Below are 23,056 nucleotides of genomic sequence, written 5' to 3'. Positions count from 1 at the left end.
CGCTTGTATACTATCAAGCAAGGCAGTTTAGTGGGTTAAAAATAATATATGAGTCAACAACATAACAATGTCGATATAACTGTATGATACTGCTAATTATTTAGTTTGATTTTCGCTCTTATAATACCATGATCGATGACCCTATCTGCATAATCCCATTTTAAATGATCATTAAAATAGTCCACCCGCTCTACCTGACCGAGCGAAAACTTGCTATCAGGTAAGAACTCTTCTGACACAAATAATTGATCGATGACCTCTGGCATACCTTGGTAAATATGAGTATAAGCCACATCTTTCATCCAGCCATAACGCGCTTGAATACGGGCAGCATCAAATAGTGCAACATCGCGCATGCTTTTATCATAATTGACCTCGCCCGTCTCCGTCATCAGCTGCGTGGTGACGCTATTCGTCACATCATTCATGTCACCCAACAAAATCAGCGGCTCACGGGTATTCTGCAAACGCTCAATGATAGACATACGAATCGAAGCCGCCTCGGCCGCACGCATACAAAGACTTCGTAGCTTGGCACGGACCCTGATATTAGGGTCATCCATATCTTCTAGCAAGTTGCCGGCCTCATCACGCAAGAAAAAAGCACGTTTGCTTTTTAGATGCGCGGTGACGATGGTGATTGGCTGACCATAAGCATCAACGCGCACCATCAGCGGCGGCCGATTAAAGCGCTGATAGAGTCCCACATCAGGGACATCAAGCACTGCCTTCGGTGCCACCTCCTGTAACAAACTGACCTCTAACGGCTCAAAACGGCTGATCATGCCTACTGCTGGTGTCTTTTGGGCACCCTGCCCTTGGGTATACGGGCTGGCCGCATCATTGCTTGCCAGCGGTGCGATGACGTGCTTTGCCTCAAAACCCAAAGACGCCGCCAGCGCTACTAAAGCGGCACTATCCCAAACTTCTTGTACAGCGATGATATCGGCATGAGCCTTCGCCAACAATTCGCTGATACCGCGTAGCTTATGATTGTATTCAGTATCATTATAAGCAGGGGCATTGTCATAATAAATGCGGTTGGGATTTGCAAAGTTCAATAAGTTTGCGGTCGCGATATAAAATTGATGATTATCAGCCTTATTATTCATATATTCCCTATTATTTTTATAATGTCTGATATATTCATTAACACCCATAAATAATAAACTTTTTTCATAAAAAAAGCTTCCAAAGATGCCTTCGGAAGCCTCAAAATAACATAAATAATCTAAATAAAAGCGATTGAAAGAAACTAATGTACAATTAAAATCTCTGCTGTAACGTCATAGTAAGCTCTTATAATACTGCTTAGTTGTTAGACTGTTACGCTTTTTTATTTATATTTCTAATGAGTTTTCATAAGATTTTTAGGGCCTTATAAAGAAGCCAATTAAGAAACACGGTTCCATGCATCGCGTGAAGCTCGGCGAGCATCATTCCACTCTAGGCGAGACTCGCCTTTTACTTCGTGCCATGAGCGCTCTAAGTCAGCTTCGTGGTCTTCAAAACGCGCATCAGCTGGATAGCGCGCACGATTGGCGTAGCCTACTGCATATGCTGGGTGTAAATCACGATCAAAATCTAGACCTTCACGATAGTAGTCTGCATTGGCATACTCAGCGCGCCAGTATGCTTCTTCACGCGTCGGATCAATCGCTTCTGCAGCTGCATGACCGGCGCCGCCACCGACGACTGCGCCAATCGCGCCGCCAATTAGTGTCCCTAGCGGCCCTGCCATTGTACCAATAGCCGCGCCCGCTGCTGCACCGCCAACGCCGCCAATACCTGTGCCAATAGGATGCGATCCTGGCTCACCGGTGATGATGTCTGCGTTTAGGTCTTTTTTAGACTCTTTTGACATGTGTTTTACTTCACTGCGATCGATACCGTCATGGTTACTCATAATATTATCCTTACATTCATTATTTGTTATATTTTAACTACTCAGACCGCCAAGCTTGCGGACTTGTGAATACCATTAAAGTATAGGAATTTATGGATAAGCTTCGATAGACGCGTTATGTAAACTCTGTCCCACTTCAGATTGCCTTACGTTACAGCCTGTATCTTTCTCACGGTCGTGTACGGCCGTTTCAGGTTTTCAGTAATACTCCTTTATTGATTTTATCGTCTTCTTATTTTTCTATATCATTAGGGCGTGTTGAACATTCGACCATGGCACTGACAGCGACTATTTTTTAGGCGATTCGATGTTAAAAATAATAAGTTTAGTCATTCTAAGCGCTTATTTTTAACGATGAAGCGGCAAAAAAGAGTCCTGTCCCTGCGGGCTGATGCTAAAATTGCCCCATACTGCGTTACAAATCTCGCTAAGGCATCTGCATTATCGTCGCTTTGTGCCTTGTCTGGAACAATTTTAGCAATCAGCAGTGCCTATTTGCGAATATTCAACACGCCCTATTTATCGCGTTGTTTTATAGCGGCATTAAGGATCGTTTGATGGCTTGCTGCCATTTACTCAGATGCTGCTCACGCATATCTGCCGACATGCTCGGCTCAAATATACGCTCTACTTGCCAAGACGCTTGCATCGTGGTGTCATCATACAGCCCTGTTTTTAGACCCGCGAGCATTGCTGCACCTTTTGCGGTGATTTCTGTATCCCTAGGACGCAGCACTGGCACATCCAGTAGATCTGCCTGAAACTGCATCAGCAAATCATTATTGGCCGCGCCGCCATCTACCCTGAGCTCTGTAAGCGGATGGGGGCTATCTTTTTGCATTGCAATCAGCACATCATAGGTTTGATAAGCGACCGCTTCTAGCGCTGCACGAGCAATATGCGCCTTCGTAGTGCCGCGGCTCATCCCAGTGATACTGGCGCTGATATCAGAGCGCCAATAAGGCGCGCCAAGTCCTGTAAAAGCTGGCAATAGTACCACCTCTTCACTACTGTCTACTTGCCGTGCCAAATCCTCCACTTCACCACTTGTCTTAATCATACCCAAATTATCTCGTAGCCACTGGATAATGGCACCTGCCATAAACACACTACCTTCCAAGGCATAGGTCACTTCTTTTTTTGGTGGCTGTAATAGGCGCATACCTGACTGAACGATTTGGTCAAATGATAAGTTATCTGGGCGCGTTGGGCTGGTTTTTCGCTGCCATGCGATGGTGGTCAGCAGTTTATGTTCGCTGATTTTTGGTTGTTTGCCTATGTTCATCAGCATAAAGCACCCAGTCCCATAGGTGTTTTTGGCCATACCCGCGTCCAGACAGCCTTGGCCAAAGAGCGCCGCTTGCTGATCGCCCAATACCGACTGAATAGGTATTTGCTTGGCAAATAGGCCTTTTTTGGTTTTGCCAAAATCTCCGTCAGACGGCAAAACGGTGGGTAGGATGCTCATGGGTATCGAAAAACGGGCACAAAGCACCTCTGACCATGCCAGCTTATGAATATCAAACAATAACGTCCGAGATGCATTGGTCACATCGATGACATGCGCGCCACCAGTCAGTTTGTATATCAACCAGCTATCGATGGTGCCCACCGCTATCTCACCTCTACTGGCGCGCACGCTCAGCTTAGGGTTGTTTTCGAGCAGCCAAGCGATTTTGCTGGCACTAAAATATGGATCGAGGCGCAGGCCTGTCAGACGCTGCACCTCTTCTGCCATGCCATGCTGCGCGCTGCTATTGAGACCCGTGTCGCTAACCGCAACTTTGCTCAATGCGCTTTTGCTCCGTGCACCGCTGTCAGACGCGCCGCGACTTGCAGGTTCAGCGGCCAGAGTTTTGCAATAGCTGGCCGTACGCCTGTCTTGCCAAATAATCGCTGGCGCTAATGGCTTGCCGGTTTGTTTGTCCCACATCACAATAGATTCACGCTGGTTGGTGATGGCAATGCTACTGACATCGGTGGCCAGCAGGCCTGCGAGGTTGATCACATCGTGCGCACAGCTAATCTGCGTCTGCCAAATTTGCTGGGCATCTTGCTCTACAAAACCTGCCTTAGGTGTCTGCAAGGTCGTCGGTTGCTGCGCCATCTTAATGGGGCGGGCGTGATCGTCGTAGAGTATCGCTCGGCTCGATGTCGTGCCTTGGTCCAAGGCCAATATATATCCTGCCATTACCTGCCCCTTTTTTGCTGATATGCTAAATAATCGTCAGCTCAGTTTACAATATGTCCTGAGTCTGTCCTATTCTGAGTATAGTCAATGTACTCTAAAAAGCGCATAGCGCTACTGGGATGCTATTTTTAAACGTAGGTTGCGCAGCCTCTGGGAACGCAGCACGCAAGTAAAGTTTATACCAGTAGCGCGTTTAAATTTATATAACAGTTTCATGTTCAACTGACTATATGTCCTATATAACGCTAAGTCTTCTATTTTTGATGTTAGGCTTATGATACTGATTATAGCGCGGTATTTTGCCGGCACTGCTTGCCATATGTATAGCCATCTTTTGCGCGGTTTGATGTCTATTTATTTACTGTAGCTGATTGTCTATCATAGCGCTATTTAATACACAATAGAAAAAGTCAAAATACTGAGCATTGACCCGTCACGATTGAGGCTCTACAGTATGTTCATAATAGGGCACATCCTCACTTATTTGCTTTGGATGAATAGTCTATAATAAATGTACAATGCTATCTGCTGCCGACTTGCGATACGCAATCATACCCGTAGCAACCTGTATACCAGTGTACTTTTTTATAGGTCTGATGGTCTTGAATCATACCTTGCACTCTCATTAACGGCTTATGTGACTTATGAAATTTGCTTTATCGGCTCTCTCTATTGCTATGATGACGGTGACTCTAATGAGTGCATCGATAGTTACCCATGCAAACACAGACACTCGTGTAGACCCCACGGCAGCGCCTAGCCACGCCGGCTTTCAAAATGAGATACCAACCATCACGCAAATCGTTGAGGCAGAGGATAGCGCGGCACGTATTCAGGCAACCGACGACATCCGCATCGCACACAGTGCGATGAGTCATGACCATAAGCGTGCCACAAAGCCCTTAAGTACGCTTATCGACCCCATCACGCACAAGACAGTGGACAACAGCTATGCGCTGGATGTGTCTAGTTTTTTGAGCCTTGAGGAAGCACAAGATATCTTATTGCAAGTCTCACCCAAAATCGCGGCCAATGATGCAGCCATCGCCGCCAGTGAATACCAAACCGACGCTCTCAAAACCTTAGACAACCCACTGGTGTTTGCGCGCGTTTCAGCCAGTGCCTACCACCTCGATGAGGATATCGATTTGTCTTCACTCAGAAGCGGCATTGTCAATGAAATTAATAACAGCGTCGATGGCATTGTCCCGCCGCCTGTCCCAGATTTGCCAAACTTCGGTGAGCTCGTCGGCGAACGCCTGCCGGACTCTTATAATTTTAAGCGCTCAGGCGAGACGACCAGCGCTGGCCTAGGCGTGGCGTGGCCCATCTATACCGCCGGACGCACCGCAGCTCTAACGGGAGCCTCCCGCGCCCGTACCCAAGAAGCACTCGCAGACAGCATACTGGATAAAAACGCACTATATAACACATTAATCGAGCGGTATTTTAAAGCGCAGCTTGCCATCATTGCCGCCTATTTGCGCGACGATGCTTATGATACGTTAAAACAGACCGACCATATGGCCGAGCGCTTGTATGAAGAAGGCTTTATCTCTCATGTCGATAGACTAGAGGCACAGTCGGCGCTGGCAGATGCCAAAAGCGAAGCTGTCAAAGCCAACAACGATGCTCGCCTTGCGATGATTGCACTACAAAGACTGCTGCGCACTGACTACCGTATCAAGCCCACTACGCCATTGTTTGTCTCCAGCCGCCCGTTGCCTGATGTCAGCTACTTTCAGGACTTGGCGCTCAATAATCACCCAGGGCTACAAAAAGTTGCGGCCAAGCGCGCGCAGGCGCAGCAGCTACATGCCTTATCCGATACAGGCTACAAGCCGACGGTCATGCTTTATGGCTACGGGCAAGTTGAAAAAGACCCAAGCTGGGTCGCTGGTGTTTCTGCCAGCTGGAAACTGTGGGGCGGGCTCGACAAAACCGCATCACTGGCCTCTAGTAGCGCGCAGATTCGTCAAGCCGACTTGTCTGAGATCGAGGTCAGTGACAACTTACTCCTGCTGGTCGAAAAAAACTGGCATGATGTCAATAATGCCCAAGCACGCTATCAAGCCCTGCAGAGTAATGTAGATCTGGCCGCAGAGGTGCTGCGCTTACGCCGTTTGGGATTACAAGAAGGGGTCAATACCACGATAGAGGTGGTACAAGCACAAACGCAAGCGCTCAAAGCTCGTACCGAGCAAGCACAAGCAGCACATGACTATGTACAAGCACTGGCTGCCTTGATGCAAAGCTGCGGCACACCGTTGGCATTCAATGCTTACCTCAATGCTGCTGACATTCAATTGCCGACTTTATATACTCAGCAATAAAAAAACACAGCGAAAAACAAATCACAACGACTTAAGTAAGCTACCGTCATTTACTTAACATGGCTGATAGAGACACCTAACCTGAACCTTTAGTGTGAATGATTGTTTTATGAAAAATCTGACTGCTACCTCGACCCGCAATTGGCGACAGACGTTACTAGAGACGTGGCGTATTGCCAATACCTCAAACGTCTGGGCACACTGCGCAAGCGTCGGGTATTTTGGTTTTTTGTCGATTTTTCCAGTCATGGCTGTGTTTGTGCTGCTGTACGGCTTGGCGTTTTCGCCCGCCGAGATGCAAGAGCAGATATCACTGCTACGCCCCTTTATACCTGATACGGTATATGACGTCTTAGATTCGCGCCTAAGTGATCTGGTCTCTAACACCGCCTCTACCCTCACTTTTGGCCTGACTGTCTCAGCCTTAGTTGCTTTATATGCAGGCTCCAAAGGGGTTAAGTCATTAATCGTTCTTATCAATCTGGCCTTTCATATCAGCCAAGAGCGCAGTTTTATTCAAGGCACTATACGCGCCCTTGGTTTGACCTTGGCGGCAGTGGTGGTTTTGATTATAGCCATATCCTCTATCGCGATTATTCCTGTTGCCGCCACTTACCTGCCCTTTCCGCAAGTCGCCAAGACAGTGGCGCTTTGGAGCAGATGGCCGATACTGGCAGGCATTATATTTTTGTGCTTTTTGGGTTTATACCGATTAGCGCCCAATCGGGACGCAGTCGCGCTAAAAAAACTGGTACCAGGTGCGCTGGTAGCGACCGTCCTTTGGATTGTGCTGTCGATATTGTTTTCGCTGTATGTGCAAAACTTTAATAATTATAGCGCTGAGTTTGGCGTGCTTTCGGCTGCTGTGGTCATTATGCTATGGCTGTATTATTCAGCGTTTATCGTCGCCTTTGGTGCTATTTTTAACGCTGAGACGATCGAAAACGCCAAGCCTTATGCGATTCGTGTGTATTAATATCCTCTTTGTTTTCAACTTTGTTGCTTTAGGACTCTCACCGTCATGACTGAATTTCCAAACGAATCAGACGACTCACGCAAACTCCCTGATTCTGATGAATCAGCGCGGCTTCATGATGCACAGACGCCAACGGAGTCTGTAAAAGAGACGCCTGATGACAGCCCAGCACCAGCCGAGGCCGATTATTATCGCGGTACGCCAAAGTCAGACAATGCCGCCATGCGAAAAAAAGCCCTATTGGCTGGCGTGGCACTCATCATCATTGCTGTCATTGCCTACGGCCTATACAAAAGCACCGCGCAAAGTGAGCCGCCGCTTGTGACGCTGCAAGGACAGATGCAAATGCAGCAAACATCTATCGCCGCAAAGGTGCCAGGGCGCATCGCTCAAATCTTAGTTACCGAAGGTGATGAGGTCACACCCGGCCAGCAGCTGATTGAAATGGACTCGCCTGAGATCAATGCCAAGATCGCTCAAGCGCGGGCAGGCAAACAAATGGCCCAAAGCCAGTTGGATAAAGCCGAAAACGGCGCGCGCCCGCAAGAGATTGCGCAGGCAAAAGCGGCATGGCAGGCCAACAAAGCCGCCTCTGATTTGGCACAAAACACCTATCAGCGTGTCGACCGCCTTTATAAAGAAGGCTTGATGGCACGGCAAAAACGCGATGAAGCTTATGCACAGTATCTGGCCACCCAAGATCAGACCGAAGCGGCGCGGCTGCAGTATGACTTGGCACTAGAAGGTGCGCGCAGTGAGGATAAATCAGCGGCCACCGCACAAGTGGCGCAGGTTGATGCCCAGCTTGACGAGGCTTTGGTCGCAAAAGAAGAAGCCAATCTTAAAAGTCCGATTGCTGGTATCGTTGATAATGTCATCGTAAGCGCAGGCGAAGTCGTCGGTCAAGGAGTGCCAATCTTGACGCTGGTCAACACCGACGATCAGTGGGTGGTGCTCAATGTCACCGAGTCGCATCTCAATCAATTTGCCATCGGTCAAGTGTTTACGGGCACCATCCCAGCGCTATCTTCTGCCGGCAAGCCCTACAACAAACAATTTACCGTTTATGCCACCTCGACCCTCTCCGACTTTGCCACGTGGCGACCGACCAATAATGATGATGGTTTTGATGTGCGCACCTTTGAGGTCAAGGCTCGCCCGACTGTGCCCGATGCCCGTATCCGCTCCGGTATGAGTGTCATCGTACCTATCGACCCCACCACCATGAGCCAAGAGTAAGCCATGCGCCTAACTCAGCTAAGTGAGGCTTTTATACGTAGCGCCGCCTATGAGCGGCGGTTTTTGCACAAAAACCCATGGGACTTGACCATGGTGGTATGGATTCCCTTGCTCACCGTCTTGCTGATTTGGTGGATATTTTCGCAGACCCAGATTACCAACCTGCCTATTGGAGTCATTGATCAAGACAATGGCCCAGTGGCCAATACCGCCGTGCGCTATCTTGATGCCAGCCCAACGCTGAGCGTCAGACAGATTTATTATTCAGCCGCAGAGGCAGAAGCGGCTATTTTGCAACGTGATATCTACGCTGTTGTCATCATCCCTGAAGACTTCTCGCGCAATATCTTATCGAGCAAATCCGCACCGCTTATTTTACAAGTAAATGCCCAGTATGGCACGCACTCAGGTATTATTCAGACTGGTGTGCAAGCAGTCGCAGGTACTCTGTCGGCAGGCGTTGAGATTCAGCGCTTGATCAAACAAGGCATGGCACCATCACAAGCGGCAATCGCCTATTCGCCAATCAGCATACAACGCATCAGTCTGTTTAATGCCGCCACCGACTATCAGCAGTTTTTGGCCTCTACCGTGATACCGGCGCTATTACACATACTGGCCATGGTCATCGGTGCCACGACCATCGGCCGTGAGCTACGAGATAAGCAGCTTGGCCATTGGTATGGTTTTATCGCCTCTGCTCAGGCTTATGACAATCTTAGTGGCAGCATTAGTGCCAATATTAGTGATAGTACCAATATTAGTAGCAATGTGAATAACAATGTAGCTGATAACACTGTGCAAAAGATAGCCGCGCTCAGTCAACCTGCAGCTAAGCTGCCAAATAGTACCGCTAAGGACAACACCAATCAAAAACCTGTATCTACGCTGCCGAGCGTGCACATGGGTGTTTTGCTTTTTGGGTTGTTGGGTAAGTACTTTTGGCCGATGCTGGCTTATGGTCTCTGGTCTATCTTGGCGCTGTGGCTGGCCACGCCGCAAGAGTCCGTAGCGAGCAGCGCTTTTTTTGCCACTTATCTTGGCCTGCTGCTTTTGATGATGCTATCGTTTTGGCTGGGCGCTATTTTTACTTTAGGCTCTTTTTCATTACGTATGGGTTTGTCTGCCACTGGTTTTATCTCCGCGCCTTCGTATGCCTTTGCTGGCGTGACCTTTCCTTATATTGCCATCAGTGACAGTGCCAAGCATTGGTCAGACGCCTTGCCACTTACCCATTATCTTAAGCTACATATCGCGCAGATGCAGATGCAAGCGCCTGTCGCCATCTCCCTGCCGATACTCTACGGCCTTGCCATCGCCACTGTCGTCGCTATGATGCTGACTGCCCTACTCACCAAACGTGCACTGGCACATCCTGAACGCTGGGGAGCACGCTAATGTCGACATTATCAACAGACCATAACGCTAAAGGCACCCAGCCGCAGCCGCCAGTGCAAGGCTTTTTTGCAAGCTTTTTTCAGACCCTAACAGACGTCTTTACGGACAAAGGCATTGTATTGATGCTGATTATTGCCCCCATCATCTATGGCTTTTTTTATCCGTGGCCATACTCATCGGAGGTCGTCAATCATGTGCCAGTCGGTATCGTTGATAAAGACAACAGCGACTTATCACGCACCATCGTTCGTTATGCTAGCGCCAGCCCGCAGCTCGACACCAGACGGTTTTTAGACGAACAAAGCGCTAAGGAAGCCATTTGGGCAGATGAAATTGCAGGCTATATGGTGATCCCAAGTGGGCTTGAGCAAAACGTGCTGTCGGGTAAAGCAGCTAGTGTCAGTGTTCTTGGTAATGGCGGTTATTTTTTGCTTAACAAAAACGTGCAGATGGGATTTTTAAAAGCGGTTAGCACGGTCTCCGCTGGGGTCAAAATTAAAAAGAGTGTCGCGCAAGGTGCCTATGCCCCGACAGCCGCACAAAACGCACAGGCCGTACCGCTACAGATTGTCCCGCTATACAACCAGACAGAAGGGTATGGCGCTTATGTGGTGCCCGCCGTTTCTATTATCATCTTGCAGCAAACACTACTTATGGCCACTGCCATGCTCATTGGTACTTGGTATGAGCAGCGGCGGCATCAGACCAGCATCAGCGGCTGGCTTGGGCGTATCACAGCGCTTAGTACACTGAGCTTTTTGATCGGCTGCTTTTATTATGGCTGGGCGTTTGAGCTACATCACTATCCACGCGGGCAAAATATGCTCGGCAGCCTGCTGTTTCTTTTACTGTTTTGTCCGGCGGTGGCGACACTTGGCTGCCTACTTGGGCTTTGGTTTCGTCAGCGTGAGCGCAGTATGCAGATTTTGATTTTTAGCTCATTGCCGATGTTTTTTGTCAGCGGCTACCCATGGCCTGCCGACCAGCTGCCTACTTTCTTACAAATAGTGCGCTGGTTTATTCCGACCACGCCCGCCATCAATACCTCAGTCCAGCTAAACCAAATGGGTGCGAGTATCTCTCAGGTCGCGACTGGTTTTTATGCGCTAGCGGCCTTATGGGCGCTGTATTTTGCGCTACTTGTGTGGCTTCGCTGGTATAATGCGCCAAAGCGTAGGCAAGTCTCGTAGCGGCTCGGCTCGTTTAAAAGCTTTCTAGGGCGTCTCCTCAATTCAATCGATAGCCATTTAAATGGGCTAAAAATGCCATAAAAAAAGCGCCTGCTAATCATAAGCAGGCGCTTTTTTATTTGACTGAACGTCGCGCGTCATTTTTAAAAAACGCGGTTTAGTCCATTTAATGCAGCCACTCGATACGCTTCAGCCATCGTTGGATAGTTAAAGGTGGTATTTACAAAGTACTCAAGGGTGTTGTTGCTCTTGCATTTCATCACCGCTTGACCGATATGGATAATCTCTGAGGCGTGATTGCCGTAGCAATGAATACCCAAAATCTCCAGCGTGTCACGGTGGAATAATATCTTTAATACACCAGAGCGCTCGCCGATGATCTGTGCCCGCGCCAGATGTTTAAAGAATGCTTGACCTACTTCATAAGGGACTTTTTCGTCCGTCAGCTCTTGCTCTGTCTTACCAATACTAGAGATTTCAGGAATGGTATAGATACCAGTCGGTACACTTGATACAGGCTCTGCATCACTGTCACCGACCATAAAGGCTGCCGCACAGCGCCCTTGGTCATAAGCGGCCGACGCCAGAGACGGCCAGCCAATCACATCGCCGGCTGCATAGATATTGTCGATTTCGGTACAGTAAGTGTCATCGACTTTTAGCTGGCCTCGGCTATTGGCTTCAAGACCGATGGCCTCTAGGTTTAGGCCTTCTGTGTTGCCTGAACGGCCATTGGACCACAAGATCGCGTCTGACTTGATGCGTTTGCCACTCTTTAGGTGCAAGACCACATAATCGTCATGGGTTTCTAAATAATCAATCTCTTCATTACTACGGATCAGAACGCCAAACTGCCTAAAGTCATGGGCAATCGCATCGCTAATTTCACTATCTAAATAGCTCAGTAGCTGGTTTTGGTTATTGATTAAGTCAACTTTATAGCCAAGGCCGGTAAAGATAGAAGCATACTCACAGCCGATAACCCCTGCGCCATAGATGATGATTTTTTTGACGACATAGTCCATCTGCAAGATTTTGTCAGAGTCAAATACCCGTGGATGGTCAAAGTCAAGAATATCTGGGCGATAAGGGCGGCTACCGACGGTGATGATGGCTTTGTTAAACGTGACAGTCTCAAAGATATTGTCATCGGTTTCGACGCGCAGAGTATGGGCATCGACGAAGCTTGCCCAGCCATTAATCACTTCGATACGGTTGCGCTCATAAAAACGCGTGTGGGTGTTGACTTGCCGGCGAATCACTTGACGCGCTTTGGCCAGCACTTCATTGAGCGGGACTTGCTTGTATTCCATCGCTTTGGTAAACATGGGATCACGGCGAAAGTTGATCAAGTTAAACACCGATTGACGCAGCGCTTTACTCGGTATGGTGCCGACGTGCGTTGAATTACCACCGACCTGCTCACGCGGATCAATCACCGCCACCTTTTTGCCCGCTTTGGTCAGCTTCATGGCCGCCGCTTCACCAGCAGGACCCGCCCCTAAGACTACTACATCATACTCATACTGATGCTTATCGCCCTTTAGACGACGCGAGTCTTTGGTAAAGCCAGTTTTGATATCGATACGAGTATCATCGAGCGGATTGACCAAGTCAGGATGATGCATGATGTCTTCGGTGACTTGCTCGTGGGTTTGCTCGATTTTCTCTTTTCTACCTTTACCTTTGGTGTGCTCAGGGTTTGGTATAGGCGCGCTTTGTTTGTTAGATACTTCGGTATGGGTATCTTCACCAACATCGTTGGTCGCATCGCTTGGTTTTTTACTTCCCATTATGTCCTCTTTATATATTATGTATTTATATATTAATGTATGTATCGTATCGCCCATGAAACAGCGTCATAGATCTTCTCATTATCATAGCTTTAATCATAGCTCTAAGGGGTGCCTACCATACGTTGAGATAGGATATTTTGCAACGTCCAGTGACCCGTCAGACGTTGTTGCCCCTCGTCGATCTGTGGCCGTACACTAATGACGTATTCGGTGCCAAGGCTTGGCGCAAAGTCATCAATCCAGTCATAAGGAATCTGAAACACACTGCCATCTTTGCTAGATTTGGCCAGCAAGCATTGCATCGGTAGCTCTGAGGCGCAGGCGACACGATTGGGCATAATGGTGAGCGTTTGAGCGTCACCAAGCACAATACTCGGAATATAACGCGGCTCAGGCACAGGCTCACGAGCAAATGGCGACGTCTGGCAGGCACTCAATAGCGTCGCGGCGCTAATAACGCTTGCTAATAATAAAGGTGTTTTTTTGGCTTGATAAAGTGAACGCATAATCTTCTCTATATAAAATGACCGTTTGATAAAGATAGTGTGATAAATCTGGAGGTATAAAATGTGAGCGCTCAGCATTCTAACCGATGCGGCGTTTTAGCCCCGTCATCTGCAAGATACGCGTGGCAATCTCTTCTACCGACATCTCAGAGACATCGAGGCTTGGGATACCATGAGTGATATAAATACCTTGTATGGCGCGCTGCTCTTGCTGACACTGCTGATAGCTCGAATAACGGCTGCCCGCGCGGCGCTCTTGGCGAATCTTGACCAAGCGATCGGTATCAATCAGTAAACCAAACAGCTTGTCTTTGTGTTCGCGCAGGGGTTTTGGTAATTGATTGTCATACAGATCATCTTCTGTCAATGGATAATTGGCGGCACGAATACCGAATTGTAACGCAAGATATAGTGACGTCGGTGTTTTGCCCGAACGTGATACCCCTACCAAGATAATATCGGCAGCATTATAATGACGGGTGCGCGCCCCATCATCGTTATCTAAGGCAAAATGTACCGCGTCGATACGCTCTTTATACGTCTCGGAGTCGACATCATCATGAGCATGACCTGAATGGCCGTCTGGCTCTACCCCAGTCTCTTCTGCGACGCGGCCGATCAGCCCCTCATACATATCCAAGTTACAGCTGTGCGCTGAGTTGATTGTTTCGCGAATCTCGGGGCTCACGATGGTATCAAACACCAATGGCAGCAAACCATCACGCTGATAAGCCATATTGATTTGCTCAACCGCATCCTCAGCACGCTCTAGGCTATCGACATAAGGCAACACTCTGGTCTCAAAAGGAACCGAGGAAAACTGACTTAAGATCGCACGGCCCAGCGTCTCCGCCGTAATCGCCGTACCATCTGAGATAAAAAACGCGGTTCTGATGGCCTGAGAGCTATCCAAGTTTAGCGCGTGGCGGTTTTGAATGGTGGGCTTGACTTGTTCAGCTGGATTGCTTGAGTACATGCGTGGATACCTCGGTTGAAAACTCATCGATTGAAAACTCAATAGGAGTCTTCATCTAGTTTTTGTCTATTATATGGCGTTGTCTGATATATAGCATCTGGGTCTTTATTATACATACCGGGCACGGCTGAGCGCCCTGTTTTTCTGCTGTATATTATACGCATATTGACATACTTCCCGCCACTTTCGGCAAGCACAAGTGGGGATTCTAAAAGCAAATGCTCTTAGGCGACTTTCTCACGAAGGTCGCTTGTTTTCTGTTTCAACGGGCGACCTTTACTGCATCCTCCCTCCGCAGACAAAACGGCATGTCCTGCCGCTAATATGTTACGAGCCGCATTAAAATCAGCGTTCGCAACATACCTACATTTGACGCACTCGAATTTTGCCTGAGTTTGTCTGTTTTCCTTGGCGATATGATTGCATTCAGAGCAGGTTTGGCTAGTGTAGCGTGGGTTTACCTTAACCAGTAACCCACCGCGCCATTGCTGCTTGTACTCAAGCATATTGACCATCATGCCCCAGCCTTGATCTAGAATGGATTTATTTAATCCTGACTTGGCTTTGACATGACGACCTTTGTTCTCCACCGTGCCACTGGCTGATTTCGACATATTGGCGACTTTTAAATCTTCACAAGCAATCATGGCGTGGCTTTTGCTGATGCTGGTGGTTATTTTATGCAAGTAGTCATGTCTGATATTGGCAATGTGGCTGTGGAGTTTTTGAATCTTGCGGTTTTGCTTCTTCCAGTTTTGGCTAAACAGAACCTTTCTGCTTAATTGACGCTGTAATTTGGCAAGTTTCATTTGATTGGCTTTAAAGCTGTTTTTAGGTTTAATATATTCACCGTTTGAGGTGGTGAGTAGTTTGCTGATACCCATGTCCAAACCAATGGCGCTTTTAGAGGGATGGCGTGGTTGTTCAACCTCACGCTCAGTACCGAATGACACATACCAGCGACCTGATTTCTTGCTAATGGTGACATTTTTAATGGTACCGATGATGTCTTGCGATTTTCTAAACTTCACCAGACCAATGCCATTCGGTAGTTTTACTCGATTGCCTTCAATACGGCAGTATTTGTCAAACTGAACCAAGCGAATTGAGTCGCTCCCATCTGATTTGCGCTTAAATTTTGGCATCAACGAGCGTAGCTGGATTTCTGTGCCATCAGCCAGTTTAAAAAACTTGGGTTTGCGAGGTTTATTTTTATTTTCTTTTAATCTGGCATGTGCTTTAGGGTCAAAGAAACGTGACCAAGCCGAGGCAAGGTCACGTACTTTTTGTTGTAAGGATACAGCATTTGAGCTGGTTTTTAAGAACTCGAAATCAGGATTGTTCTTTAGATCCATGATTTTATTAACAAGGTTGGTGGCATTGATAAACTCATCTTTAGCAAACATCTCAAATGAGATTGCCAGCATTTGATTCCAAACAAAACGTGCAGAGCCAACAAGATTATTTAAAATAATCTCTTGCTCTGCATTAGGCTCAAGCCTAAATTTATACGCTTTGTTGATTTTCATGAAATACTCTTGGTGAGTTGGAAATATTACAGTACTTAATTATTGTATCAATATATCAGTGGCTTTGATGTGATTTTAATGAGGTATCTGTGTCAAAAATCAGGATATGCGACATTCAACTCTACCCTAATGTCGGGTGGAGTCCTCTTTCGCGGCTTTGATAGAAATCAATGTTACAGGCGTACACTTATCACCAACATCCATACCGGCACAAAGGCTATGCGCGGCAAAGACGATCAAATAGCCGCGCCATACCTCCTAAAACCAGCCATGTTATGTGGTTTTTGAGGCGACGGGCTTTATAAAACATCCATCGATGGCTTTAGTGGTTATCACTGCTGGTAGTTTTGGTAAAATCAGTCGAAACGGTGGGCGCTTGGAGATATCAACAAACGGATTTTTTTCTTAGCTTTTTTGGACACAGATAGCCCTTTATAATTGCTGTTTCTATAGCGTCATCATAAATTATGTAGCAAATCCGACAATTTGTATCTTTTTCACAAGTTTTTTGGTTCAACCCCTCGAAATTCTGCAAATATAGCGGTATAATTCACCGTTATAATCTTTACTAAATAACCTTATTTTCTGGAGTTATCATGGCAGCGCAATCTACAGCACTTGTAATCAATCTAGATCAGTTAGGAAAAGACGACATCGATATGGTCGGTGGTAAAAACGCCTCACTCGGCGAGATGATCAGCCACCTATCTGATTTAGGCGTTAGTGTTCCAGGCGGTTTTGCGACGACTTCCAATGCGTTCAATCGTTTTTTGACCGAAACAGGCTTGCTCGATAAGATCAACAACGAGCTAAAAACCTTAGACGTCAACGATGTCAACAAACTTGCTGCCACTGGTAAAAAAATCCGTACTTGGATCATTGAGCAAGCGCTGCCAAGCGACCTTGAGCAAGAAGTACGCAAGTCATTTGAAGCCATGAGCGGCGGCGAAGACATCGCGGTTGCGGTACGCTCTTCTGCGACTGCCGAAGATTTGCCAGATGCGTCATTTGCTGGTCAACAAGAGACTTTCTTGAATATTCGCGGTATTGATAACGTCCTAATCGCTATTAAAGAAGTATTTGCCTCTTTGTATAACGATCGTGCCATCTCTTATCGCGTGCATAAAGGTTTTGAACACGAAGGCGTGGCACTATCGGCTGCTGTACAGCGTATGGTACGCTCAGAAACAGGCGCCGCGGGCGTGATGTTTACCCTTGATACCGAAAGTGGCTTTGATCAAGTGGTCTTTATCACCTCAAGTTATGGCCTAGGTGAAATGGTCGTACAGGGCGCGGTGAACCCAGACGAATTCTATATTTCTAAAAAATTACTTGCCAATGGCAAGCCTGCCGTTATTCGCCGTAACCTCGGTAGCAAGCATAAGAAAATGGTGTATGGCGATGAAGGCAGCACGTCAAAATCAGTGAAAACCGTTGATGTTGAAAAACAAGATCGCATGCAGTTCTCACTCACCACAGAAGAGCTAACCTCACTTGCCAAGCAAGCGGTCACCATCGAGCAGCATTATGGCCAAGCGATGGATATCGAGTGGGCGAAAGACGGTGACAGCGGTGAAATCTTTATCGTACAGGCTCGTCCTGAGACCGTCAAAAGCCGCCAAGACAGCAATGTCATGGAGCGTTATGTCATCGATACCACTGATGCCAAAGTATTGTGCGAAGGTCGTTCAATCGGTCAGCGTATCGGCTCAGGTAAAGTACGCATCGTCACCAACTTAAACGAGATGGACAAAGTAGAAGAAGGCGACATATTAGTCTCTGATATGACGGATCCAGATTGGGAACCGGTCATGAAACGCGCCTCTGCGATCATCACCAACCGCGGTGGCCGTACCTGTCACGCGGCTATCATTGCTCGTGAGCTAGGTGTACCAGCGATTGTTGGTTGTGGTAACGCCACTGAGCTATTGGTCGACGGTCAAGACGTCACCGCCTCTTGTGCCGAAGGCGACACAGGCTTTATCTACGAAGGTCAGATCGACTTTGAAGTACAAACCAACTCTGTCGAGACCATGCCAGAGCTAGCATTTAAAGTGATGATGAACGTCGGCAACCCAGACCGCGCCTTCTCATTTACCCAAATGCCAAACGAAGGTATCGGCCTTGCCCGTCTTGAGTTTATCATCAACCGTATGATTGGTGTGCATCCAAAAGCGCTACTAAACATGAATAGCTTGCCACGCGAAATCTCACAAGCCATTCATGAGCGTATCGCAGGCTACGCCTCACCTGTCGATTTTTATGTTGATAAATTGGTCGAAGGTATCTCAACCCTAGCGGTTGCCTTTATGGACCAGCCTGTCATCGTTCGTATGTCTGACTTTAAATCAAACGAATATGCCAACCTATTGGGTGGTAAGCTATACGAGCCATCAGAAGAAAACCCAATGCTAGGCTTCCGCGGTGCCAGCCGTTACGTGTCTGACAACTTCCGCGACTGCTTTGAGCTTGAGTGTAAAGCACTAAAACGTGTCCGCGACGAGATGGGCTTGACCAACGTTGAGATCATGATTCCATTCGTTCGTACCACTGACGAAGCACGTCAAGTCATCGAACTGCTTGAGAAAAATGGCCTAAAACGCGGCGAGAATGGTCTACGCGTCATCATGATGTGTGAGCTACCGACCAACGCTCTATTGGCAGAAGAATTCCTTGAGCATTTCGATGGTTTCTCAATCGGCTCTAATGACTTGACTCAGCTAACGCTCGGTCTTGACCGTGACTCAGGTATCGTCTCTCACTTATTTGATGAGCGCGACCCTGCGGTTAAGAAACTGTTGACCATGGCTATCGAAGCTTGCCGTAAGCAAAACAAATACGTCGGCATCTGTGGTCAAGGTCCATCTGACCATCCAGATCTAGCATTCTGGCTCATGGAACAAGGCATCAGCTCTGTGTCACTAAACCCTGACTCAGTGCTAGACACTTGGTTCTTCTTAGCTGGTGAAGACAAAAAATAAGCCGTTACATTAAGTCACAACGGTGATTGACACAGTCATTACAAGTACTACTTTTAGGGTCTATTTGATTTTTTCAAATAGACCCTAATATAATGTGAGACAAGTAGTGGCTTAAAAACAGTGACTTAATATTTGACTAACTATGCAGGCAATTATGCAAATTTTTCTTGCTCGAAATAACGTACAAGCTGGTCCATACAATTTGGAGCAGCTCAATATCATGTTGGCATCTGGCGAAGTGGTGCTAGATGACCTGATGTGGCATGAAGGCTTGGAGCAATGGCAACGTGTCGGCACCTTAACCAACAACCAAACGGTCTATACACCCGCTCCGGTTAATGGCGCTGAGGTCAATGACTCTATCATTAACAACGTCACTATTTTTCCAGAAGACAATGCCTCAGGTAAGCAAACCGACAAGCCTGTGTCTTTAGATAGACTGTACGGCAAGCCTGAGCGTAAAGATACGGCGAATAATACCAAGGTCGACATGACGACCAATCGTCACCACACCCCGCATCATAACGTCTCATTAAACAAAACCCATCTGAATAAAGCTGCCACCAACCAAGACAAAGTCATTGGCGACGTCGTACTTGCGCCTATCATGTCGCGAGTATTGGCGACTGTTATCAATGCTCTCGTCTATATACTAGCTTCCATTCCGATGATAATGGCTTGGTCAAAGTTAGACATTGACTATTCAAAGCTCCAGAATATTGAGAGTGTAGAAACTTTAAATAAAGCTTTAGAGTATTCTACAAGTTTAATAGAAACTATTCCTAGCAGTACTTTGATGATGTCGCAAGCGCTTATATTTGGTTTGCTTGCATTACAATTAATATTCATCTCGCTCCGTGGGCAATCGTTGGGCAAGTTACTTACTGGTATTCGGGTCGTAGATCAAACCACGCATACTCTTCCCTCCTTTACTAAACTTATAGCTGTTCGTACTTTATTGCTACTTATCATTTACTATCTACTGTTCATGATCCTAGGTTTCTTTGCATTTGCAATTATCGGGGTACATTATTACATGGCATTAAAGAGCCCTGAAAACATCGGTTGGCATGACAAACTGGCTAAGACGTTGGTGGTCAAAGCCGACAGCAGTCAGCTGACAAAAAAGCCAACTCTGAAATAATCAACCGACAAATAACAAGCTCGATCTCTAAATTTATCCTTAAATACCTCTTTAAATACTGAAAAGCAGCGTATGATCTTGGCTTTTTTAGTATTACCGGCAATGCGTGAGTGATTAACCTTTGTATTAGCCACTCACTACTGTTATAATACGGCGCTTTATAAACTAAGCTTATCTCCAAGATTTTATAAGAACTATTTTTATAAATAGGATTTTATAAAACTGGGCGTTGGGTTTACCTTATAAATCTCCTTGCTATTGACATAGGGTCAATAGCTACTAATCCGTAAGGAGTCATAATGCGACATTACGAACTGGTGTTACTTGTACACCCAGACCAAAGCGACCAAGTGGTCGGCATGGTTGAACGCTATATCAAGTTGGTTCAAGACAACGGTGGTGCTATCCATCGCCTTGAAGATTGGGGCCGCCGTCAATTGGCTTATCCAATCAACAAGATTCACAAAGCTCACTACGTTCTTTTCAACATCGAAACTGACGGTGATACTTTAGCTGAACTTGAAGAATTATTCCGCTATAACGACGCGATCATTCGTAGTCTAGTTATGCGCCGTGACGAAGCTGTCACTGAAGAGTCGCAGTTAGCCAAGAATGCCGATGAAAAACGCGCACGCAAAGCAACTACTCGTCGTCCAGACAATCGTGAAAACGACGACAACGACAACAGTGAAGACTAATTAAAGGAGAATACTCATGGCACGTTTCTATCGCCGTCGCAAATTCTGCCGTTTCACTGCTGAAGGCATCACTCACATCGACTATAAAGATGTTGAATTGCTAAAACAGTACATCAGTGATAATGGTAAAATCGTACCAAGCCGTATTACCGGTACATCTACTAAGTATCAGCGTCAACTAGCCACTGCTATCAAGCAAGCTCGTTACCTTTCACTACTTCCGTATACTGACAACCATCAGTAATTTAACCGTTAACTAGGAATGACTCATGCAAATTATTTTGTTACAGCGTATCGTCAACCTTGGTAAACTCGGTGAAACTGTCGATGTAAAACCAGGTTACGGTCGTAACTTTCTTATCCCTCAGGGCAAAGCGCTACCTGCGACCAAAGCTAACATTGAAAAGTTCGAAGCACGTCGTGCTGAGCTTGAAGCTGAAGAAGCAAAAGAAATCGCTACTGCTCAAGAGCGTGCTGACGCATTAACTGACGTTAATGTCATCATGCGTGCTAAATCAGGTGACGAAGGCAAGCTATTTGGCTCTATCGGTACTCGCGATATCGCTGAAGCATTGACTAACTCAGGTCTAGAAGTAGACCGTGCTGAAATCAAGCTACCTGAAGGCACTCTACGTCAAGTGGGCGAATACAATGTTGATATTCAGCTACATCATGACGTGACTGCTAGCATCCTTGTTACTATCTTGTCTGAAGATGGCGACAATGAAGACGCAGCTGACGATGTAGAAGACGACAACGAAGATTACTCAGAAGAGTAAGCCTGTGTAGCAGTCTAAAGAAGCCAGTGACATCATGTCGCTGGCTTTTTTTATTCCTGATCGCTGCTAATCTCGCTTGACTTATTTGTTGCGACCCGATGATATACTCTAGCAACTATCTGCAATAAACCCTTAAATATCTTATACTTAATGATAAGATAACCTCTATAAAACCCTCTATATATTTAATTATCTGACTGTTATGCTATAGCCCTCTCATTTGTTGATAGGGTACGACGAATAGTATGCCAAATAACAATACGTTGAACGATAAAACATTAGACAGCCGTGTGATAAATACCAATGATAAATTGTTATGTATCCAAGGTAATAAGTTTTATGCAGAAGGTGAGGTTTATACTGTCGGTAGAATTGTAAATAATAAGTATTTTCAACTGCTGACTGGCAGTAATGACGATCACTGGTATGCCACACTAGATGAAAGAGGTATTTATGTCAGTTTCGATTCTATGACGCCTGATAATAACAAAGCATGGTTTGATAAGATTGCTTAAACGATGCAAAAGCCCTTGTCCATCGCTGCAGAAGATAAAATAAACTAGTCATTACACATGGCCAGTTTTTTGCTATGAGCCTTTTTATTAGAGCATATCATTAGGGTATATGTTCAATTGTATTATCGTGGAAGCTGGCATTGAAAACACACTCAAAAAAGAAAAGGCAAGTCTTGGCACTCCCCGTACGCCACTGAAGCTGGCCAATCTGCTGCTATCTTCGGTATATTTTGTCCAGCATCAATCATCTTGGCAGCAGTTATCCAGCCTGCATGACCAACTGCTAATATTGGTTTTTGGCCACTATTTTGTGCAGCCATGTCATTTAACCAGTTCTCCACACGCTCAAATAGCTGCTGCAAGCTCTCGCCACCATCAGGCGCCAAGTGAGCAAAGTTAGCAAGCAAGGAAAATTTATACCAGTAGCGCGTCATAATACTTGTACTTTTTTCGTTTAGGACTGACTATATACTTCAGACAAAAGGTACAGAAGCAGCCAGCCCCGCATATATGGCGATTTCACTTACCTGCTGCGTCGCCCCTAGCCCATCGCCCGTATAGCCATCTAAACGCCTACGTAATAAGCGGCGCATATATTCTGTCGCCAGCAGCGCCAATATCAGCGCTACTATCCATTGGCTCAGACCAATCTGCTGCACAGTGCTCGGAAACAAGTAAACAACGAGCGCGCCTGCCACCAATAGCCAACCACTACTAAACAGCACTTGGTATAAGAGAGTGGTTTTGTCGTTTTTGTAAAACGACCCATAACAGAGATGTTAATGGAGCAAAAAACATTCTCGCGGTCGGGCTTGACCGTCTTTAATAGGAATCCCCGTTTCTTGAGGTCGGGGAGGAAGTCAAAACGGATATTCAACACAGGTCAGCTGTTATATCAC

20 protein-coding genes and 1 pseudogene are annotated in these 23,056 nt (G+C 46.6%); 12 read left to right on the top strand and 9 right to left on the bottom strand.

The annotated features are described in order from the left end of the window. Positions 1-92: 92 nt before the first annotated feature. From JMX98_RS06995 to glpK, 3 genes are all read right to left on the bottom strand, one after another. Positions 93-1,112: an endonuclease/exonuclease/phosphatase family protein gene (locus tag JMX98_RS06995; protein WP_192995354.1), complete on the bottom strand. Its 1,020-nt coding sequence runs from the start codon at positions 1,110-1,112 to the stop codon at positions 93-95. Between the two features lie 281 nt (positions 1,113-1,393). Then, complete coding sequence (locus JMX98_RS06990; RefSeq protein ID WP_201585527.1) at positions 1,394-1,906, bottom strand: hypothetical protein; 513 nt, start codon at positions 1,904-1,906, stop codon at positions 1,394-1,396. A 532-nt stretch (positions 1,907-2,438) separates the two neighbouring features. Further along, positions 2,439-4,097 (bottom strand): glycerol kinase GlpK, encoded by a 1,659-nt coding sequence (gene glpK, locus JMX98_RS06985; RefSeq protein WP_201585526.1) that lies wholly within the window; start codon positions 4,095-4,097, stop codon positions 2,439-2,441. A gap of 695 nt (positions 4,098-4,792) precedes the next feature. On the opposite strand from glpK, the gene JMX98_RS06980 reads away from it, so the two are divergent. The 5 genes from JMX98_RS06980 (at position 4,793) to JMX98_RS06960 (ending at position 11,233) form a co-directional block, all read left to right on the top strand. Then, the gene (locus JMX98_RS06980) at positions 4,793-6,430 is read left to right on the top strand and encodes a TolC family protein (RefSeq protein WP_227680071.1); all 1,638 of its coding nucleotides are present in this window, start codon (positions 4,793-4,795) and stop codon (positions 6,428-6,430) included. Positions 6,431-6,539: 109 nt separating this feature from the next. Beyond that, entirely contained in the window at positions 6,540-7,406 is an 867-nt protein-coding gene (locus JMX98_RS06975) for a YihY/virulence factor BrkB family protein (protein ID WP_201585524.1), read from the top strand. Between the two features lie 45 nt (positions 7,407-7,451). Beyond that, positions 7,452-8,645 carry an HlyD family secretion protein gene (locus tag JMX98_RS06970; RefSeq protein WP_201585522.1) on the top strand — a complete coding sequence of 398 codons (1,194 nt, stop codon included), beginning with the start codon at positions 7,452-7,454 and terminating at the stop codon, positions 8,643-8,645. 3 nt (positions 8,646-8,648) lie between these two features. Continuing rightward, on the top strand, positions 8,649-10,043 hold the full coding sequence (locus tag JMX98_RS06965) for an ABC transporter permease (protein ID WP_201585521.1): 1,395 nt from the start codon (positions 8,649-8,651) through the stop codon (positions 10,041-10,043). Then, positions 10,043-11,233 (top strand): ABC transporter permease, encoded by a 1,191-nt coding sequence (locus tag JMX98_RS06960; RefSeq protein WP_201585520.1) that lies wholly within the window; start codon positions 10,043-10,045, stop codon positions 11,231-11,233. The genes JMX98_RS06965 and JMX98_RS06960 overlap by 1 nt, the downstream gene beginning before the upstream one ends. Positions 11,234-11,376: 143 nt before the next feature. On the opposite strand, the gene sthA is transcribed toward JMX98_RS06960, so the two are convergent. The 4 genes from sthA to JMX98_RS06940 form a co-directional block, all read right to left on the bottom strand. Then, positions 11,377-13,026 (bottom strand): Si-specific NAD(P)(+) transhydrogenase, encoded by a 1,650-nt coding sequence (gene sthA / locus JMX98_RS06955; protein WP_201585519.1) that lies wholly within the window; start codon positions 13,024-13,026, stop codon positions 11,377-11,379. A gap of 104 nt (positions 13,027-13,130) precedes the next feature. Then, a complete protein-coding gene (locus JMX98_RS06950; RefSeq protein WP_201585518.1) occupies positions 13,131-13,535 on the bottom strand; it encodes a DUF4377 domain-containing protein in 405 nt (134 codons plus the stop codon). Between the two features lie 79 nt (positions 13,536-13,614). Next, on the bottom strand, positions 13,615-14,511 hold the full coding sequence (locus tag JMX98_RS06945; RefSeq protein WP_192995369.1) for a pyruvate, water dikinase regulatory protein: 897 nt from the start codon (positions 14,509-14,511) through the stop codon (positions 13,615-13,617). Between the two features lie 224 nt (positions 14,512-14,735). Then, positions 14,736-16,040, bottom strand: coding sequence for an RNA-guided endonuclease InsQ/TnpB family protein (locus tag JMX98_RS06940; RefSeq protein ID WP_201585517.1), 1,305 nt, complete (start codon positions 16,038-16,040; stop codon positions 14,736-14,738). A gap of 596 nt (positions 16,041-16,636) precedes the next feature. On the opposite strand from JMX98_RS06940, the gene ppsA reads away from it, so the two are divergent. The 6 genes from ppsA to JMX98_RS06910 all read left to right on the top strand — a co-directional run bounded on the left by ppsA (position 16,637) and on the right by JMX98_RS06910 (position 22,157). Further along, entirely contained in the window at positions 16,637-19,021 is a 2,385-nt protein-coding gene (ppsA, locus tag JMX98_RS06935; RefSeq protein WP_198336331.1) for a phosphoenolpyruvate synthase, read from the top strand. 154 nt (positions 19,022-19,175) lie between these two features. Next, complete coding sequence (locus tag JMX98_RS06930; protein ID WP_227680070.1) at positions 19,176-20,165, top strand: RDD family protein; 990 nt, start codon at positions 19,176-19,178, stop codon at positions 20,163-20,165. 299 nt (positions 20,166-20,464) lie between these two features. After that, positions 20,465-20,863: a 30S ribosomal protein S6 gene (rpsF, locus tag JMX98_RS06925; protein ID WP_075102154.1), complete on the top strand. Its 399-nt coding sequence runs from the start codon at positions 20,465-20,467 to the stop codon at positions 20,861-20,863. Between the two features lie 16 nt (positions 20,864-20,879). Further along, on the top strand, positions 20,880-21,107 hold the full coding sequence (rpsR, locus tag JMX98_RS06920; RefSeq protein WP_058368567.1) for a 30S ribosomal protein S18: 228 nt from the start codon (positions 20,880-20,882) through the stop codon (positions 21,105-21,107). A gap of 25 nt (positions 21,108-21,132) precedes the next feature. Continuing rightward, positions 21,133-21,642: a 50S ribosomal protein L9 gene (gene rplI, locus JMX98_RS06915; RefSeq protein ID WP_075102155.1), complete on the top strand. Its 510-nt coding sequence runs from the start codon at positions 21,133-21,135 to the stop codon at positions 21,640-21,642. 245 nt (positions 21,643-21,887) lie between these two features. Further along, the gene (locus JMX98_RS06910; RefSeq protein WP_227680069.1) at positions 21,888-22,157 is read left to right on the top strand and encodes a hypothetical protein; all 270 of its coding nucleotides are present in this window, start codon (positions 21,888-21,890) and stop codon (positions 22,155-22,157) included. Between the two features lie 152 nt (positions 22,158-22,309). Here the strand turns inward: JMX98_RS06910 and JMX98_RS06905 are convergent, their stop codons facing one another. Both JMX98_RS06905 and JMX98_RS06900 read right to left on the bottom strand, forming a co-directional pair. Then, entirely contained in the window at positions 22,310-22,591 is a 282-nt protein-coding gene (locus JMX98_RS06905) for a histidine phosphatase family protein (RefSeq protein ID WP_201585513.1), read from the bottom strand. Between the two features lie 39 nt (positions 22,592-22,630). Next, a complete protein-coding gene (locus tag JMX98_RS06900) occupies positions 22,631-22,882 on the bottom strand; it encodes an adenosylcobinamide-GDP ribazoletransferase (RefSeq protein ID WP_201585511.1) in 252 nt (83 codons plus the stop codon). Here JMX98_RS06900 and JMX98_RS06895 point away from each other — a divergent pair. Continuing rightward, positions 22,882-22,983, top strand: a pseudogene (locus JMX98_RS06895) (zinc ribbon domain-containing protein); the annotation flags it as partial. The gene JMX98_RS06900 and the pseudogene JMX98_RS06895 overlap by 1 nt on opposite strands. Positions 22,984-23,056: the final 73 nt, after the last annotated feature.

The sequence above is a fragment of the Psychrobacter sp. HII-4 genome (assembly GCF_904846595.1).
GTDB classification, from domain to species: Bacteria; Pseudomonadota; Gammaproteobacteria; order Pseudomonadales; family Moraxellaceae; genus Psychrobacter; species Psychrobacter celer.
Note: the sequence above shows the minus strand (reverse complement) of the source record. Positions and strands in the feature narration are given on the sequence as shown.

Coding starts and splice junctions, on each gene's coding strand:
- JMX98_RS06995 (WP_192995354.1), bottom strand. CDS start 1,112: ATGAATAATAAGGCTGATAATCATCAATTTTATATCGCGACCGCAAAC.
- JMX98_RS06990 (WP_201585527.1), bottom strand. CDS start 1,906: ATGAGTAACCATGACGGTATCGATCGCAGTGAAGTAAAACACATGTCA.
- glpK (WP_201585526.1), bottom strand. CDS start 4,097: ATGGCAGGATATATATTGGCCTTGGACCAAGGCACGACATCGAGCCGA.
- JMX98_RS06980 (WP_227680071.1), top strand. CDS start 4,793: ATGAGTGCATCGATAGTTACCCATGCAAACACAGACACTCGTGTAGAC.
- JMX98_RS06975 (WP_201585524.1), top strand. CDS start 6,540: ATGAAAAATCTGACTGCTACCTCGACCCGCAATTGGCGACAGACGTTA.
- JMX98_RS06970 (WP_201585522.1), top strand. CDS start 7,452: ATGACTGAATTTCCAAACGAATCAGACGACTCACGCAAACTCCCTGAT.
- JMX98_RS06965 (WP_201585521.1), top strand. CDS start 8,649: ATGCGCCTAACTCAGCTAAGTGAGGCTTTTATACGTAGCGCCGCCTAT.
- JMX98_RS06960 (WP_201585520.1), top strand. CDS start 10,043: ATGTCGACATTATCAACAGACCATAACGCTAAAGGCACCCAGCCGCAG.
- sthA (WP_201585519.1), bottom strand. CDS start 13,026: ATGGGAAGTAAAAAACCAAGCGATGCGACCAACGATGTTGGTGAAGAT.
- JMX98_RS06950 (WP_201585518.1), bottom strand. CDS start 13,535: ATGCGTTCACTTTATCAAGCCAAAAAAACACCTTTATTATTAGCAAGC.
- JMX98_RS06945 (WP_192995369.1), bottom strand. CDS start 14,511: ATGTACTCAAGCAATCCAGCTGAACAAGTCAAGCCCACCATTCAAAAC.
- JMX98_RS06940 (WP_201585517.1), bottom strand. CDS start 16,040: ATGAAAATCAACAAAGCGTATAAATTTAGGCTTGAGCCTAATGCAGAG.
- ppsA (WP_198336331.1), top strand. CDS start 16,637: ATGGCAGCGCAATCTACAGCACTTGTAATCAATCTAGATCAGTTAGGA.
- JMX98_RS06930 (WP_227680070.1), top strand. CDS start 19,176: ATGCAAATTTTTCTTGCTCGAAATAACGTACAAGCTGGTCCATACAAT.
- rpsF (WP_075102154.1), top strand. CDS start 20,465: ATGCGACATTACGAACTGGTGTTACTTGTACACCCAGACCAAAGCGAC.
- rpsR (WP_058368567.1), top strand. CDS start 20,880: ATGGCACGTTTCTATCGCCGTCGCAAATTCTGCCGTTTCACTGCTGAA.
- rplI (WP_075102155.1), top strand. CDS start 21,133: ATGCAAATTATTTTGTTACAGCGTATCGTCAACCTTGGTAAACTCGGT.
- JMX98_RS06910 (WP_227680069.1), top strand. CDS start 21,888: ATGCCAAATAACAATACGTTGAACGATAAAACATTAGACAGCCGTGTG.
- JMX98_RS06905 (WP_201585513.1), bottom strand. CDS start 22,591: ATGACGCGCTACTGGTATAAATTTTCCTTGCTTGCTAACTTTGCTCAC.